The sequence below is a fragment of the Arthrobacter sp. efr-133-TYG-104 genome, assembly GCF_030208915.1.
GTDB lineage: Bacteria > Actinomycetota > Actinomycetes > Actinomycetales > Micrococcaceae > Arthrobacter.
Map to the genome: position 1 here is coordinate 1 of NZ_JARVTA010000010.1, position 15937 is coordinate 15937.

The following is a 15937-nucleotide window of genomic DNA, read 5'->3' on the forward strand; positions in this document are numbered from 1 at the left end:
CTGAGAACGATGTCCCGACTCACGTGTGAACTATGTCGTGAAACTACACACCCCCGTCTCCGCGTTGTGTGATGAGTCGAGACATCCTTCACGGATGTGTCGGGACATCATTGACACCCCCGGTCTTCGGACCGGGGGTGTTTTGTTTTTTCGGTTGGTAGCCGCGGGCTGGGTTAATGGTGAAGTCGGCGAGGATTTCGCCGCCGATTTTCGAACCCGGACCACCTGCGTTGGGGGGGTCTGCCCCTAGGCCGGCGCTTCACTCCCGGAGAGGCAGCGGCTAGGGATTTGCCTGCTTTCGCTTGGCCCCTCCGCTGACTTCCGCACCGGCGTGCCGGTGCAGAGTAAGGCTGTCGGCTGTGCTGATGAGCATCAGCGCCGCCATAGCAAGGAACGCCCCTTTGTAAACCCCCACGTGATCGGGACCGAACAGATGTGACGTCTCAAAAGATCGGAGGAACAAAGCGGCTATGGCGATTCCACCGGCGGCGGCCAGCTGAACCAGCGTTGCGGAGATCGCGTTGGCCGAAGAGAGTTGGGCGGGAACTATGTCCGCGTACTGCACTGAGGCATAGGCGGAGAAACCGATGGAACGGAACGCGCCACTGAAAAGTAGAAGAGTGAAGATGAGCGGTTCAGGTGTCTGGGCCGTCAGGAGAGCGCACATCGCGAACGTCAGGGCTGACGCGAGTGACGCGAAGACAAGGACTGGCTTGAATCCAAAGCGACTTATGAGTGGCGTTGTAGCGGGCTTGATGCCGATATTACCCACGAAGACTGCGGCGACCATGACCCCGGCCTTCAACGGGTCCCACCCGAACCCGTCTTGGAACATCAGGGGCAGCAGGAATGGCACCGAACTGATGGTCAGACGGTAAACGAAGCCGCCAGTCGACGTCGTGCGGAAAGTCTTGGTCGCAAAAACAGCGAGGTTGAACAGCGGAACCCTCGCCTTGGACATCCACCAGACAGCTCCCCCGAGGGAAAGTGCACCGCCGACGACCGTTACACCGGTCAGCAAGTTGGATCCGCGCCCGCCGAGGGCTTCAAGGCCCACCACCAACGCGCCGACCCCCAGGGTGGTGAGCGCCAAGCCAAACCAATCGAGTCGACGGTTGGAGTCGAAGTTCGTTTGTGGAACCAGGCGCAGGGCGGTAATGAGTGCAGCGATTCCAAGCGGAACGTTAATGAGGAAAATCCAGTGCCAGGACAGGAAGGTGGTGAGGGCACCGCCTACCATCGGAGCCAGCACGGGCGCGAGGAGGCCCGGCCACACCAAATAGGCGGTGGCTCGCAGCAGCTCGGACTTAGGGGTGCCGCGCAAAACCACCAGCGTTCCGACGGGGACCATCATGGCACCGCCCACGCCTTGGGCAACACGGCTGAGGGTAAGCTCCGGCAAGCCCGTGCTGAGCGCGCAAAACAACGAGGCGATGGTGAATATCGAAATGGCCAGGCAAAAGACCCTGCGGGCACCGAACCTTTCGGCGAGCCAGCTGCTAAGAGGAATTCCCATGGCCACCGTCACCAAGTACGCGGTCATGGTGACGTTGATATCAGCCGGGGCCGCATGGAAATCCGAGGCGATGCTGGGCATCGCTGTGGTGAGGATTGTTCCATCCAGGAACTCCATGAAGAACGTCGCTGCAACCAGAAGGGCCAATTGCGGTCGCCACGAGCTCTCCGCGGCGTCGACGGTTTGGATATCTCTGGGATTTAAGGTCATGGCTCCGGTCCAAGGTATGCCTGGTCCAACCGTGGGGCGGACACGGACGGGTTTCTCTGATCCTAGCCGGAACGAGTGAGAGCGCTCACAAGATGACGTCCCAGCTAGCCTGCCTGGGCCAAGGCCAACGGGAGCACCGCTCCTACGCCGGCTTGACGCAACGCCCGGGCCGAAACAGTCATGGTCCAACGGCTGTCTATAAGATCGTCCACCAAGAGGACCGACTGTCCATCGATCCCAGTAAGGCCTTGGGCTAATTCTGGGCCCACCACAAGGCGGTCCCAAACTCCCGCGAGCCTGTATGCGCTGTTGCCCCCACGAGAGCCCGCCGGTCCGCCGTGAGCGATCTGCAGTTGGCCCAAGTAAGGCATTCGACCAATGCCGGCAATTCCTCGGGCGAGCGAATCAACTAGCAAAGGCTTACTCCGCGAAGGGATACTGATCACGGCCGCCGGCCGTCCTGCGCCACTCCACGCAGGACCCCCTTCAGCGCCCGACCACTCGCGCAGCACCTGCACGCACGCTTTCAGCATACCCGGGTCAACGGAGCGGTCGGGGGCCCCCGCCGCGAACAGGTCCCGGAGTGCGCCACCCCAGCCCAAGTCGGTAAGCCTCGCCAAAGCACGCCCTACAGCCGCGTTTTCGTCTGGCTTGATCTTGCCTTTGACGGCAACGCCCAGGCGATCCATCCCTGAGGGCCACTGGAGTCGTGGTTCGATCACAACGCCGGCCCGGCGCAAGGTTTGCCCCGCGGCGTCGACGGCGGATGCCGCTATGTCCACGGGAAACCACCGGCCGGCACAATTATCACAACGGCCACACGCGGTAGCGCTCTCGTCATCCAACACGGAGGTGATGTATTCCATGCGGCAGCCCGCCGTGTCTTGATAGATCACCATGGAGTCCTGCTCATCTACACGGGCCTCCGCGATGCGCGCGTAACGCTCGGCATCATAGGTCCAGGATCGGCCGGTTGCTTTCCACCCGCCGCCGACGCGTTCAACAGCTCCGTCCACGGCCAAGACTTTCAACAGCAGTTCCAAGGGCGTTCGTCGAAGATCCACTCGCGCCTCCAGGGCAACCGTGGAAAGAGCTGCTCCTGCCTCCGCGAGAACCGACAATACGGCGGCTGCTTTCTCAGCCGATGGCATGGACGCCGTTGCGAAGTACTGCCAGATTTCACGGTCCTCAGCTCCTGGGAGGAGCAGTACGTCAGCGTTGGCCGCTCCACGCCCGGCACGACCAACTTGCTGGTAGTAAGCAACCGGTGATGAGGGCGCACCGAGGTGGATCACGAACCCCAGATCCGGCTTGTCGAACCCCATACCCAAGGCGGAGGTGGCCACAAGGGCCTTCACCTTGTTCTCCTTAAGTAACTGTTCAGCCCGCTCCCGGTCCGCTGGATCGGTTCGCCCTGTGTAGGAAAGGACGTTATGGCCAGCCTCAACCAAAAGCCGGGCTGTGTCCTCCGCCGCTGAAACAGTGAGAGTGTAAACGATCCCGCTGCCGGGCATCTCAGCCAGGTGGGTAAGCAACCAGCCCAACCGGTCCCGGGAATCGGGCAGGCTAAGCACCCCGAGCCGCAGCGACTCTCGGCCAAGTGCTCCGCGGATGGTCAGCACACCCTCACCCAATTGCTCCTCGATATCATGCACCACCCTTGAGTTCGCCGTTGCAGTGGTAGCAAGAACCGGAACCGATGCCGGCAGTTGGGCTATCAAGTCGGCAATGCGACGATAATCGGGGCGGAAGTCGTGCCCCCAGTCGGAAATACAATGAGCCTCGTCAATAACCAAAAGGCCCGTCCTGCGGATGAGCTCCGGAAGCTGGTTTTCCCTGAAAGACGGATTAGTGAGCCTTTCGGGAGATACAAGGAGCACGTCGACCTGGTCCGCAGCCAACTGAGCCAGCACGCTATCCCAGTCGAGCGCATTGGCAGAGTTTATGGCGACAGCCCGCACACCTGCGCGGGCTGCTGCCGCCACCTGGTCCCGCATGAGCGCGAGCAAGGGCGAGACGATCAGCGTCGGACCTGCTCCCCGCCGGCGCAGTAGCAATGACGCCACAAAGTAAACAGCCGATTTTCCCCAGCCGGTGCGCTGGACCACCAACGCGCGACGCCCCTCGTCGACCAAAGCCTCAATAGCTTCAAATTGGCCGTCGTGGAACGTGGCTTCAGGGTGCCCCACCAGTTCGCGGAGGCATTGCAGGGCGTCCTGTCCGGTAGGTGATTGCACTGAAACTGAAGCATTCGGGGAGTTGTTGGCCATCACTCCAGTATTCCAGTCGGTCATGAGGGCCGGGATCGCTGGGCCTCCTATGTGGACAACAGCAGCCCAGGCCCATCGGCTGTCCACAGACAGCGGCCGGCATAGGCACCGAATTGCGCGTCCACAGTAGGATTGAGCCCGTGACTAAAGAGCAGAACAAGACATTCGACCTCTCCGCTTCCTTCAAGGCGTATGACGTCCGTGGCATCGTGGGTGAGTCCATCACGGCCCAGATCGTCGAGGCCGTGGGTGCTGCGTTCATTGACGTCCTGGGCCTCGAGGGCGGCACAGTGTTGGTTGGGGGCGATATGCGCCCATCTTCACCGGAGTTCAGCGAAGCCTTCGCCAAGGGTGCAGCAACACGGGGAGCCAACGTGCAATTGCTGGACCTGATCTCCACCGATGAGCTTTACTACGCATGCGGGGCCCTCAATGCTGCGGGTGCCACGTTCACGGCGAGCCACAACCCTGCGCAGTACAACGGCATCAAAATGGCCAAGGCCGGAGCGCAACCCATCTCTTCTGAGTCCGGGCTTAAGGAAATTCAAGCCCTCGCCGAGCAATACCTGAACGCCGGGGTTATCCCCCCCGCTGCAACGCGCGGGGAGATCGGCGTGCACGATGTCCTCAAGGACTACTCTGTGTACCTGCGTCAACTGGTTGATCTCTCCGGCTCACGTCCGCTGAAGATTGTGGTCGACGCTGGCAACGGAATGGCGGGCCTGACCACTCCGGCGGTCCTGGGCGACAGGTTGCTTCCGGCCCTGCCGTTCGAGATCATCCCGCTGTACTTCGAACTTGACGGCTCGTTCCCGAACCACCCGGCCAACCCGCTGGAATCGGAGAACCTCCGCGATCTCCAGGCCGCCGTCATCAAGCACGGCGCCGACATCGGCCTGGCGTTCGACGGCGACGCTGACCGCTGCTTTGTGATCGACGAAAACGGTGACCCGGTTTCCCCTTCCGCCATCACTGGCATGGTCGCCCGTCGCGAGATCGCCAGGGCACAGGCAGCGGGCGAACAGACCCCGGTCATCATCCACAATCTCCTGACGTCCAAGGCCGTTCCGGAGCTCGTAGCAACAGACGGCGGTCGTGCAGTCCGGACCCGTGTGGGGCACTCGTTCATTAAGGCCGTCATGGCCGAGGAAGGAGCAGTCTTCGGCGGGGAACACTCGGCCCACTTCTACTTCCGCGATTTCTGGAACGCGGACACCGGAATGCTTGCCGCCATGCACGTCCTCGCCGCCTTAGGAGAGCAGGACGGTCCACTGTCCGAACTCGGACGCCAGTACGAGCCCTACGTCTCTTCAGGGGAAATCAACTCGGAGATCGAGGACAAAGCCGGAGCGGTGGAGCGCGTGCGCGTGGACTTCGAAAATGAAGACGTAGAAATCGATCATCTGGACGGCAGCACCTTCACTGCCAGGGACGGTAGCTGGTGGTTCAACTTGCGCCCATCCAACACCGAACCGTTCCTCCGCTTGAACGCAGAGGCCACGGACCAGCCCACCATGGAAAAGATCCGTGACCGCGTCCTCGCCCTGGTCCGGGCTTAGGAGCCGGGCAGTATGAGCGAATTGGGCACCGGCAATGCCACCCCGGACAACGGAAGTTCCGGCGATACCCCTTCCGGGGAACCGGCTACGTCAGCGGACTTTACTGGTCCGCAGGAGTCGGTTCAGGATAGGGAGTTACGGGAAACCCTAGGAACCGGTCTAGGCACGGCTCAGGAGCATCTCCAACAGAACGGCGGATTTTTTCCCTTCGGCGTGACACTCTCAAATGATGGAGAGCTAAGGGTTCTCCTCGTCACCCCCGGCGAGCCCGACGAAGACGGGGAAGTAGATGCCGGAAAGATGCTGGACGATCTTCATGAATTGCTTCGGCAAGGCCGTGACGAGTTTCGGGCCGCAGCAATCATTAGCGATGTTAGCCTCCCGGAGCACGGCTCCGACGGCATTCACGGTGCGGCCGAACACCGGGATGGGAGCGTGGGCGCCGCCATCATTCCCTACATCCCAGGTGCTGAGGGCTTCGTCTTTCAGGCGATGGAACCCGACACCCACGAGCCATCCATTTGGGTGGACGAGAGCTACCTAGGCTGAACCCATGAAGATCAACGCCTTCGCCGATGTCAGCCTTCGCGCCATCATGGTGTTGGCGGCGGTTCCTGAGGGCGCCCTGCTGACCACTCAGGCGGTGGCCGACGCAGTCGGAACACCGTACAACCATGTCAGCAAAGCAATGGTTCGTTTGCGCTCGCTCGGCTTTATCGACGTCGAACGTGGCCGTCTGGGCGGTTCGCGGCTTAACGAAGCCGGGCGTAAAGCCACCGTTGGAATGCTCCTCCGCCATTTGGACAGCCGGCAAGACCCCGCCGAGTGCCAGTCAAGCGCTGGGGATTGTCCACTCATCACCGAATGCGCACTGCGCCACGCCATGAGTCGCGCACGTGAGGCTTTCTACCGGGAGCTCGACGGAGTAGTCATCTCATCGCTCCCCCATGCTCGACAAATGAACCCGGTTTTCCAGTCCATCGGCCTCCGGCCTGAATTCAGGAAGCCCGCGGCGCAACTCTGACCAAAGCACTCTGACCAAAGAACGACGGCGGCCCGTCACCTTCAACCGAAAGGTGACGGGCCGCCGTCGTTCACTTAAGAACGCCGTTGTTCCTAAGAGGTCTAGGCCAGCCTGGCCTTAAGGCCATCCAGCTCGGACTGCAGTGCCGCCGGGAGTGATTCGCCGAAGTTGGCAAACCACTCCTCGATGGATGCCAGCTCGGTTGCCCACTCGTCCGGATCCACCCTAACAGCGGCTTCAACCTCGGCCGGGGTCATGTCCAGGCCTTCCAGATCGATAGCCTCACCGGTCGGAACAAAACCGATCGGCGTCTCCACCGCCTCAGCCTTGCCTTCGAGGCGCTCGATAGCCCATTTAAGGACGCGGGCGTTGTCGCCGAATCCGGGCCATGCGAATCCACCCTCAGGTGTGCGTCGGAACCAGTTGACCAAGAAGATCTTGGGCAGACGGTCGGGGTTGGCCTTGGCAGAAAGGTTCACCCAGTGGTTCAGGTAGTCACCCGCGTCGTAACCGATGAAGGGAAGCATCGCCATCGGGTCGCGGCGAACAACCCCAACGGCACCGGCGGCCGCAGCCGTGGTTTCCGAGGACAGCGTGGAGCCCATGAAGATGCCATTTGACCAATCGCGGGCTTCGGTAACCAACGGAATGGTGGTCTTGCGGCGGCCACCGAAGAGGATAGCGGAAAGTTCCACACCGTCCGGGCTGAAGTACTCCTCAGCGAGCATGTCGATCTGGTCGATCGGCGTGCAGAAGCGCGAGTTGGGGTGCGCCGCAGGTGTATCCGAGTCCGGAGTCCAGGAGTTGCCCTGCCAGTCAGTCAAGTGCGCGGGAGTTTCCTCCGTCATACCTTCCCACCACACGCCCCCGTCATCGGTGAGGGCCACGTTGGTGAAGATGCTGTTGCCCTTGGCGATGGCGCGCATGGCGTTCGGGTTGGTGCCCCAGCCGGTGCCGGGAGCAACCCCGAACAGTCCTGCTTCAGGGTTGACGGCGCGGAGCTCACCTTCTTTGCCGAAGCGCATCCAGGTGATGTCATCACCCAAGGTTTCCACCTTCCAACCCTTAATGGTGGGGTCCAGCAGCGCAAGGTTGGTTTTTCCGCAGGCCGACGGGAATGCAGCGGAGACGTAGTAGGTCTTCTGCTCGGGGGACGTCAGCTTGAGGATGAGCATGTGCTCAGCCAACCAGCCTTCATCGCGGGCCATGACCGAAGCAATGCGCAGCGCGAAGCATTTCTTGCCGAGCAGTGCGTTGCCGCCGTAGCCTGAACCGAAGGACCAGATGGAGCGTTCTTCGGGGAAGTGCACAATCCACTTATCCGGGTTGCAGGGCCAGGCGACGTCGGCCTGACCGTCCTCCAGCGGAGCGCCGAGGGAATGCAGAGCCGGAACGAAGAATGCATCGGTCTGCGTAATGCGGTCCAGGACGTCGGTGCCGATGCGGGCCATGATGCGCATTGAGGCAACCACGTATGCGGAGTCAGTGATCTCGACGCCAAACTTGGGATCCTCTGCATCAAGGTGGCCCATGACGAAGGGGATGACGTACATGGTGCGGCCGCGCATGGAGCCGGCGAACAATCCGCGCAGCTTCTGCTTCATCTCGGCCGGAGCCATCCAGTTGTTGGTGAAGCCGGCGTCGCGCTTGTTTTCGGAGCAGATGAAGGTCTGCTCCTCTACGCGGGCAACATCGGCGGGGTCGGAGAACGCCGCGAAAGAGTTGGGGAACGTTTCCGGGTTCAACCTCTGCAGGGTCCCGGCTTCGACGAGTTCGTCCGTCAGTTTCTTGTTTTCTGCTTCACTACCTTCAACCCAGTGGATTCGCTCGGGCTGGGTCAGTTCGGCAACTTCCTCTACCCAAGCCAGAAGGCCAGCATGCGTAGTAGGTGCCTTCTCAAGCAGCGGCAGTCGCGCCAGATCGCCCATTGCGGTTCCCTTCCTCGGGTTCAGTGGTGTGTCCTAAACGATAGGGGTCGCGGACCAGACCAATCCGTTGTCAGACATATGACGTCCACCTAGGCGAAATGCAAAAACCTCTAGAAATCAAGGGAGCGGACTCAGAAACCCGACATTTAAGTGACTAAGGTCACGTAGACCGGTCTAGTCGGCCAGGTAACACCTGCTGGATTTGGAACTTCACATGAACTTCTGTAAAGTTTATTGAGGTTCGAGGGGGTCTGAGAAACAGACTGCCGCGAAACACGAAAATGCGCCCATAGCTCAGCTGGATAGAGCGTCTGTCTACGGAACAGAAGGTCAGGGGTTCGAATCCCTTTGGGCGCACAAATCAAGACCCGCATCGGTTAGCCGGTGCGGGTCTTTTTTGTTTCTCCGCCAGGGCAATTTCTCCCGGCCCGCGCAAGCCCGCCCTAGGCAACGCGCAAGCCTACCCAAGGCAATGAGCAGCAGCGCGCGTGCCCCCCAGACGTGCTCTGCCACTACTTAGTAGGGCGCGGGAGGGAGACCTTGCCCCCACTCGCGCCCCAACTAACCGTCCTCAACTAGTCGCGCACGGCCTCTCCGATACGGCGCCGAATACCGTCAAAATGCCGGTTAAGCAGCTCGGCGGCCAGGACTTTATTGCCCGCCGCCACTGCCGCGTAAATGCTGCGATGGTTCGCGGCGGTCTTGATCAGGTCCTCATTGCCGGGCCCGATCTCCAGATGGATCTTTCGGTACGCCTTCCAGAACACACCCATCAGGTTTATGAGGATTTCATTGTTGAGGGGTTCGAACAGCCTGCGATGGAACTCGGCGTCGGCCATGACGAAGTTCTCCCCGGCACCCGCCAGCTCCTCCATCTGCTTGACCGACTCTTCAATGGTGGCCAGCTGTTCTTTGGTCATGAAGTCGATGGACGAGCCGATGAGTCCCGACTCAAGTGCCTGACGCACGTCAACCAGTTGCAACGCTTCGAGTCCGTGGTGACGAAGCGATAGTCTCCCCCGGAACGTGAGTCCGTCTGCGAGGGCATCGAAGTTAGTGGGCGCCACGAACATGCCGAAACCGTGGCGGATCTCGATGACGCCGAGGGCCTGAAGGACTTTGAGGGATTCACGTAGCGTGTTGCGGCCGACGCCGAGTGCCACGGATAGCTCATTCTCTGTCGGCAAGGGATCGCCCGCCTCGAGCTCACGCTCCAGGATCAGTTCCATAATGTCCGACTGCAAGGCTCGCAGCCTGGTCTGTGCGCTGAACCGCGCTTGCGGGACTACACCGGAAGTTGTCATGGCGCTCTCCTTGCAAATGCACCAATCGGGGGTTCGGAGGGTTCGGATGCTCCAATACCGGATGGTGCAGCGTTAATGTTGAGGCGAGCTTATTACCCGCCGCAGAATCAGTGACTCGCAACATACAATATCGGATGTCCCACCTCCTTCATAGGCCATGTGGCTAAATCCGTTGAGATTTTGCCTGCCCGCACGGCCTCCGTTCTGCTGGATCATTCAAACGGCCTCCACGCGGAAGGGCTGTCTCGACGGCGTTCTGCACAGGTTGACCTGCTGATGATCCAGCAGAACGTAGCGATGCACGAGTAGCCCTTTCGTTGCGGGGCCCGCCCTGCACCCCGAAACACGCTCAAACCCAGCAAAGCGGGCCCCGCAACGCAGGGGGAAGCGGCGGTAGGCTTTCCACATGACTGCCGAGAACTCCCGCGAATTTGACGTCATTGTGATCGGCGCCGGCGCCGTAGGAGAAAACGTTGCGGACCGGGTGGTTCGAGGCGGCCTGTCTGCCGTGATCATCGAAAACGAACTGGTCGGCGGTGAATGTTCCTACTGGGCATGCATGCCTTCGAAGGCACTCCTGAGGCCGGGCAGTGTGCTCCACGCGGCCCAGGGGATTCCCGGCGCAACAGAAGCTGTCACGGGAACAATCGACGCCCACTCCGCTCTGCAGCACCGGGATTGGTTTACCAACAACTGGCAGGACGGCAGCCAAGCGGAGTGGTTGGACAGCGCAGGCATCGAACTCATTCGCGGCCGGGCCCGCATCACCGGCCCGCGCGAGGTCCTCGTCGATGGGCTCGACGGCAACAGCTATGCGCTCAAAGCACACCACGCCGTGGTGGTGGCTACCGGCTCCACCCCCTCCATTCCAGACATCGATGGCCTCAGCGACGTGCCCTTCTGGACCACGCGCGGAGCGACGGCAGCCAAGGAAGTTCCGAAGCGATTGGTGGTCCTCGGCGGTGGCGTCGCCGGCGTCGAACTCGGCCAGGCTTTCGCCCGGCTCGGATCCGAGGTGGCCGTGGTGGCCCGTGGTCGGCTACTGAGCAGTTACCCGGAGGAGGCCGCCAGTCTGGTACTGGCCGGGCTTCGGGCCGACGGCATCGACGTCCGCCTTCACACCGACGTCGCGAAAGTCGAGAAGAACGACGACGGTTCCATCACCGTGACAGTCGACGGCAAGAACCTCACAGCGGACCAACTCTTGGTCGCATCCGGACGCCACCCCGCGCTGGCCAATCTTGGCTTGGAAAACGTTGGCATAGAGGCCCCTGACGGCAAGCCCCTCCGGCTGACTACTGATCCGAGCGGCCTGGTGGATGGCCCTGCCAGCGACGGGACCAGCGGGTTCTGGCTCTACGCGGCCGGAGATGCCGCCGGAATGGTCCTCCTGACCCACCAGGGAAAGTACGAGGCCCGCGCCACGGGTGATGCAATCGTCGCAAGGGCCAACGGCAAGCTGCACGGAGCACCTCAACCGTGGAGCCCCTGGGCCCACACGGCCAATGAGCATGCGGTCCCCAGCGTTGTCTTCACCGATCCGGAGGTGGCCTCGGTGGGCCTCAGCCTGGAGCAAGCGCTGTTGCAGGGCAGGAACGTCACTGGCGTGGAACTCCCCATTGATGTCTCCGGGGCGCAGCTGTACTCCCCGGATTACAAGGGCTGGGCCCAGATGGTGGTGGATGAGGACCGCAAAGTGATCATTGGGGCAACTTTCGTGGGCCCGGGCGTCGCTGAGTTGCTGCACTCCGCCACGATCGCGGTCGTTGGCGAAGTGCCTTTGGACCGCCTCTGGCATGCGGTTCCTTCCTATCCCACTATCAGCGAGGTCTGGCTGCGCTTGTTGGAAAAGTACGGCCTCTAGGAACCTGTTTCGGACGGGCTACGCTATTTGAACTGACCAGTCAGTTCAGTTAGACTTTCAGCAGACACCATTTCTGCGAAAGGCTTCATTGTGCTGTCCGTACAGCAACTCCAGATCACCGGCCGCCGGGGAGACCTCCTTCCAGCTACCTCCCTCCAAGCCCATCGTGGCGAACTCCTCCTCGTCTCCGGCGAGGGGCAGGACCAGCGGACCGCGCTGGCACTGGCCCTGAGCGGCCGCATGAAGCCCAGCAACGGGGTGCTGAGCTGGGACAACAACACCCCCACGAAGAAGATCCGGCTCGCGAGCGCACTGGTGGACTCTCCGGGCGTGAATGAGCCTGAGCAACACCTCAGCGTTCGGGACCTCGTGACCGAAGACCTCTCCTTGATACCCCGCCGCTACCGGGGGGCGCTGTTGAGCAAACCGTGGTTGAAGGTCCACAGCTTCGAAGACATCGCAGAGCTTTGGATCGAACAAGTTCCGCCGGCGCGTCGGCTGGAGCTACTCACCGCCCTCGCACTGGCAGATCCCGCCACGGACCTCCTGGTGGTGGACTCCCCCGACCGGCACAGCGCCAGCCCCGCCACGTGGTTGCCCCGGCTTGAGGCTTTGGCGGCCGACGCCGGGCGGCCGCTCGCCGTCGTCGCCGTCGTCGCCTCCTTGCCCGAGAGCTGGGCCGGTGCAGCCGCGGTGATCGGCAACTCGGTGACCCGCGCTCCCGAGCCGGAACCTGAGCCCGCCGCGATACCTGAAGCCGAACCGGCAAACGAACGTTCAAATGAACGCGAATCCCAAGAACTCCAAAGGATTGAAAAGTGACTGTTCTGCGGCTGGCCCGCTCCGAACTCAAGCGTATGACCGGCGGGCTTTTGCCCAAGCTGACGATCCTTGCGCTGACCATGGTGCCGCTGTTGTACGGCGCCGTGTACCTCTACGCCAACTGGGACCCTTACGGCAACCTGGACCACATTGATGCCGCGCTCGTCGTCGAAGATTCCGGTGCCACGTCAGCGAACGGAACCCAACTTCAGGCGGGCAAGAAGGTGGCGGACAGCCTGGTTGAGGGCCACGTTTTCAATTGGAAGCAGGTCTCCAGCGCGGCCGAGGCCGATGCCGGCGTCCGTACCGGCGAATATGCCTTCGCCCTGCGCATTCCCAAGGACTTCTCGGCCAACCTCGTCTCCCCAGGTAGCTTCGACGCCGCCAACCAGGCCATGCTCCACGTGACCACCAACGATGCCAACAACTACCTGTTGAGCACCATCGTGGACAAGCTGACCACGGCCGTCCACTCAACCGTGGCCAAGGAAGTGGGTGAGGAAACAGCCAACCAGCTCCTCACGGGGTTTGGCACCATCCATTCCTCCATCGTCAAGGCCGCGGACGGGGCATCCGACTTGGCCACCGGCGTCGGGCAACTCAGCGATGGAGCGGCGACGCTGCACAACGGCACCAGCCAGCTTGTCACCGGAGCCGATCAGCTGGTGGCCGGCCAGACCCAGCTCCGTGACGGCGCCAACCAGCTCAACAGCGGTGCCGGCCAGTTGAGCTCCGGGCTCAACCAGCTCAAAAGCAAAACCGCTGCCCTCCCCGCACAGTCCCAACAGCTCGCAGCTGGAGCAGCCCAGGTTGCCGCCGGAAACGCCGAGTTGAACACCAAGGTCCAAGACGTTGCGGCGCAACTTGACGCTGCCGACAAGGGTTTGCGCGAGCGGCTGGTCCAGTCCAACGCGCAGCTCGTCGCCTCCGGCGTGTTGACCCAAGCTCAAGCCGACAAGGTGATGGCGGACTTCGATACTGCCGCCGCCTCCACCCCGGTCACGGACGCCAAGGCGAAGCTTTCCGGTGACGCTGCCAAGATCCAGCAACTCTCGGAAGGCTCAGCCGCCGTCAGCGCCGGAGCCGCCCAGCTCGCAGGGGCGACGCCGGCCCTAACCGATGCCATCTCGCAAGCCGCTGCCGGGGCCGGCCAAGTGAGCAGCGGAGCGGCCACCCTCGCTGCTGGCCAGCAGACGGCACTGGACGGCGCCGCCAAGCTCGACGACGGCGCCCACCAGCTCGATACCGGCGCTGCACAGCTGGCTTCCGGCGCTTCCACAGCGTCCGACGGCGCCCACACCTTGGCCTCGGAACTCGCCAAGGGAGCCGGCCAAGTCCCGAATCCCAATGATGCGCAGAAGAGCAGCGTCTCCAAGGTCATTGCCGACCCCGTAGCAGTGGACAACGTTTCGCAGGCCAAGGCTGGCTCCTATGGTGCCGGGCTTGCTCCCTTCTTCATGACGTTGGCGCTCTGGATCGGCGTCTTCATGTTGGTCCAAGCCATGCGCCCCATCACCCAACGGGCACTGGCCTCGAACGCGGCGTCCTGGAAAATCGCCGTCGGAGGCTGGCTGCCGTTCTTCGTGGTGTCAGTCGTCCAGGCAAGCATCCTCACTCTGGTGGTGGACCTCGGCCTCGGCTTGAAGCCCTCGCATCCGATCGGGATGTGGCTCTTCATGCTGGCTGCAGTGATGGCCTTCAGCGCTATCATCCAAGGCATCGTGGCGCTCATGGGGACCCCCGGAAAGTTCGTGGTCCTGGTGCTGTTGGTGCTCCAGCTTGTGTCCTCCGGAGGCACCTTTCCTTGGCAGACCACACCGATGCCGCTCCACGTGGTGCATGAGGTCTTGCCTATGGGCTACGTGGTGACCGGGATGAGGCACCTGATCTACGGCGGGGAGCTCAGCATGATCTGGCCCACCGTACTGGGCTTGGTTGGTTACACTTTGCTGGGAGCTGCGTTGTCGACGCTCGCAGTCCGCAAACATAAGGTGTGGACCCTCAAGACCCTGAAACCGGAGATCGCAGTATGAGCACCACCGAGCCGGTCGCTACGGATTCGACTGCCGATTCCGCTTCCGGGGGCAAGAAGCTCCGGCCACAACGGACCAATGCCACCAAGCAGCGCTTGTTCGAGGCCTCCATGGAGCTTATTGGGGAGCGCGGCGCGGCCGGCGTTACTGTGGACGAAATCGCCGCGGCCGCTGGAGTATCCAAAGGCACCGTCTACTACAACTTCGGCAGCAAATCTGACCTGATCGCACAGCTGCTGCGACACGGAGTGGACATCATGCTCGCGCGGCTCCAAGCCATTGAAGCCCAGAGCAACGACCCCTTGGAATCGATGACGAACATGGTGGACCAAGCCATGGTCTTCATGGACAAGTATCCGTCCTTTGCCCGGCTATGGGTGAGCGAGAACTGGCGCATGCCTGGCGAGTGGAGTTCTGTGTTCACAGAGCTACGGGCTGAGTTGTTGGCCGTCATTGGCGCGGCAGTGGAGCGTGTGGCAGCGGGATACCAAGTGGACACGAGCATCGCCCGGGGCAGCCTGGAAGCGGCGATTTTCGGAGCCATCTTCGTCGTCGGCCTGGACCGCCAGACCTACAACCCCGAAAGGTCCCGCGAGCAATGCGTCGCGGCGGTCATGACCATCATGCACGGGTACGTGATCAAGTAGCCCGCCCTACACTCACGTTGCGAGGCCCGCTCTGCACTCACGTTGCGAGGCCCGCTCTGCGCGGTATTGGGCACTCCTAGCCTGCAGAGCGGGCCCCGCAACGGTATCCAACTGCAATCTACGACGGCGTGGCGCGGCGCCGCCGTCGTAGATGATTAACCTCATGCGTCACATGGGGAACAGCGGAAAGCTTGCGGTAGTGGCCGCGTTCGTGTCACTCGGTCTCCTGGCGCTGGCCGCCACTCTGCTCGAAGAAGTGCTCCTTTACCTCTTCCTGGCCGCCGTGGCGGTCTGCTACCTGGCCTCGATGGTTCAGGTCTTCAATCGGCGTCGGTACGTCATCGTTTTTCTCGGCGCGGCCGGAACCAGCTTGTTCATCGGCTTCAGCATCGCATTCCTGCGCATGTGGGGACTGGCCTTCAGGCAGGATGGGGATGCGATGGGGAGCGACGTGAGCAGCACGGACTCGGACATCTACTTCTACTTGGCGGCCCTGGCAGGCTGCGGAACCCTGGCTCTGATGTTCCTTGGGGCCGTGCTGCCATCCTTCGGTTCGCGCGCCGCTGCTGCCCCCAAAAGGGCCGTCCCTGCGGCCAAGCGAACGCCCGCTGCCCGCAAGCCCGCCGCACGCTCGACGACAGGCAAGCCAACGACAGCGGGCAAGTCCCCGACGTCGTCCAAGCCCACCAATCGACCCGCAACCCCACGTAAGACAGCCTCCAAACGCTGACCAGCCTCCCCACCCTCTTGCGGGGCCCGC

At 62.1% G+C, this 15937-nt stretch carries 12 protein-coding genes and 1 tRNA gene; 9 read left to right on the forward strand and 4 right to left on the reverse strand.

All coding sequences use genetic code 11. The features are described from left to right. Positions 1–280: 280 nt before the first annotated feature. Both QRN04_RS08740 and QRN04_RS08745 read right to left on the reverse strand, forming a co-directional pair. Positions 281–1726, reverse strand: a complete 1446-nt coding sequence (locus tag QRN04_RS08740; protein WP_284975631.1) for an MFS transporter — start codon at positions 1724–1726, stop codon at positions 281–283. A gap of 104 nt (positions 1727–1830) precedes the next feature. Further along, positions 1831–3996: a RecQ family ATP-dependent DNA helicase gene (locus tag QRN04_RS08745; protein WP_284975632.1), complete on the reverse strand. Its 2166-nt coding sequence runs from the start codon at positions 3994–3996 to the stop codon at positions 1831–1833. Between the two features lie 140 nt (positions 3997–4136). On the opposite strand from QRN04_RS08745, the gene QRN04_RS08750 reads away from it, so the two are divergent. The 3 genes from QRN04_RS08750 to QRN04_RS08760 are packed head-to-tail and all read left to right on the forward strand — an operon-like array spanning position 4137 to position 6579. After that, on the forward strand, positions 4137–5555 hold the full coding sequence (locus QRN04_RS08750) for a phosphomannomutase/phosphoglucomutase (RefSeq protein ID WP_284975633.1): 1419 nt from the start codon (positions 4137–4139) through the stop codon (positions 5553–5555). 12 nt (positions 5556–5567) lie between these two features. Beyond that, a complete protein-coding gene (locus QRN04_RS08755; protein WP_284975634.1) occupies positions 5568–6104 on the forward strand; it encodes a hypothetical protein in 537 nt (178 codons plus the stop codon). Positions 6105–6108: 4 nt separating this feature from the next. Continuing rightward, complete coding sequence (locus QRN04_RS08760; protein ID WP_284975635.1) at positions 6109–6579, forward strand: RrF2 family transcriptional regulator; 471 nt, start codon at positions 6109–6111, stop codon at positions 6577–6579. A gap of 101 nt (positions 6580–6680) precedes the next feature. On the opposite strand, the gene QRN04_RS08765 is transcribed toward QRN04_RS08760, so the two are convergent. Further along, positions 6681–8507 carry a phosphoenolpyruvate carboxykinase (GTP) gene (locus tag QRN04_RS08765; RefSeq protein WP_284975636.1) on the reverse strand — a complete coding sequence of 609 codons (1827 nt, stop codon included), beginning with the start codon at positions 8505–8507 and terminating at the stop codon, positions 6681–6683. Between the two features lie 283 nt (positions 8508–8790). Here QRN04_RS08765 and QRN04_RS08770 point away from each other — a divergent pair. Further along, positions 8791–8864: transfer RNA gene (locus QRN04_RS08770), tRNA-Arg, on the forward strand. Positions 8865–9082: 218 nt separating this feature from the next. Here QRN04_RS08770 and QRN04_RS08775 read toward each other — a convergent pair. After that, complete coding sequence (locus tag QRN04_RS08775; RefSeq protein WP_284975637.1) at positions 9083–9811, reverse strand: FadR/GntR family transcriptional regulator; 729 nt, start codon at positions 9809–9811, stop codon at positions 9083–9085. A 406-nt stretch (positions 9812–10217) separates the two neighbouring features. On the opposite strand from QRN04_RS08775, the gene QRN04_RS08780 reads away from it, so the two are divergent. From QRN04_RS08780 to QRN04_RS08800, 5 genes are all read left to right on the forward strand, one after another. Then, positions 10218–11675 (forward strand): dihydrolipoyl dehydrogenase family protein, encoded by a 1458-nt coding sequence (locus QRN04_RS08780; protein ID WP_284975638.1) that lies wholly within the window; start codon positions 10218–10220, stop codon positions 11673–11675. Positions 11676–11765: 90 nt separating this feature from the next. Further along, entirely contained in the window at positions 11766–12497 is a 732-nt protein-coding gene (locus QRN04_RS08785; RefSeq protein ID WP_284975639.1) for an ABC transporter ATP-binding protein, read from the forward strand. Continuing rightward, positions 12494–14530, forward strand: coding sequence for a YhgE/Pip domain-containing protein (locus QRN04_RS08790; RefSeq protein WP_284975640.1), 2037 nt, complete (start codon positions 12494–12496; stop codon positions 14528–14530). The genes QRN04_RS08785 and QRN04_RS08790 overlap by 4 nt, the downstream gene beginning before the upstream one ends. Continuing rightward, positions 14527–15177 carry a TetR/AcrR family transcriptional regulator gene (locus tag QRN04_RS08795; RefSeq protein ID WP_284975641.1) on the forward strand — a complete coding sequence of 217 codons (651 nt, stop codon included), beginning with the start codon at positions 14527–14529 and terminating at the stop codon, positions 15175–15177. Before QRN04_RS08790 ends, QRN04_RS08795 begins: the two co-directional genes overlap by 4 nt. Positions 15178–15349: 172 nt before the next feature. Further along, positions 15350–15907 (forward strand): hypothetical protein, encoded by a 558-nt coding sequence (locus tag QRN04_RS08800; protein ID WP_284975642.1) that lies wholly within the window; start codon positions 15350–15352, stop codon positions 15905–15907. The last annotated feature ends 30 nt before the right edge of the window (positions 15908–15937 follow it).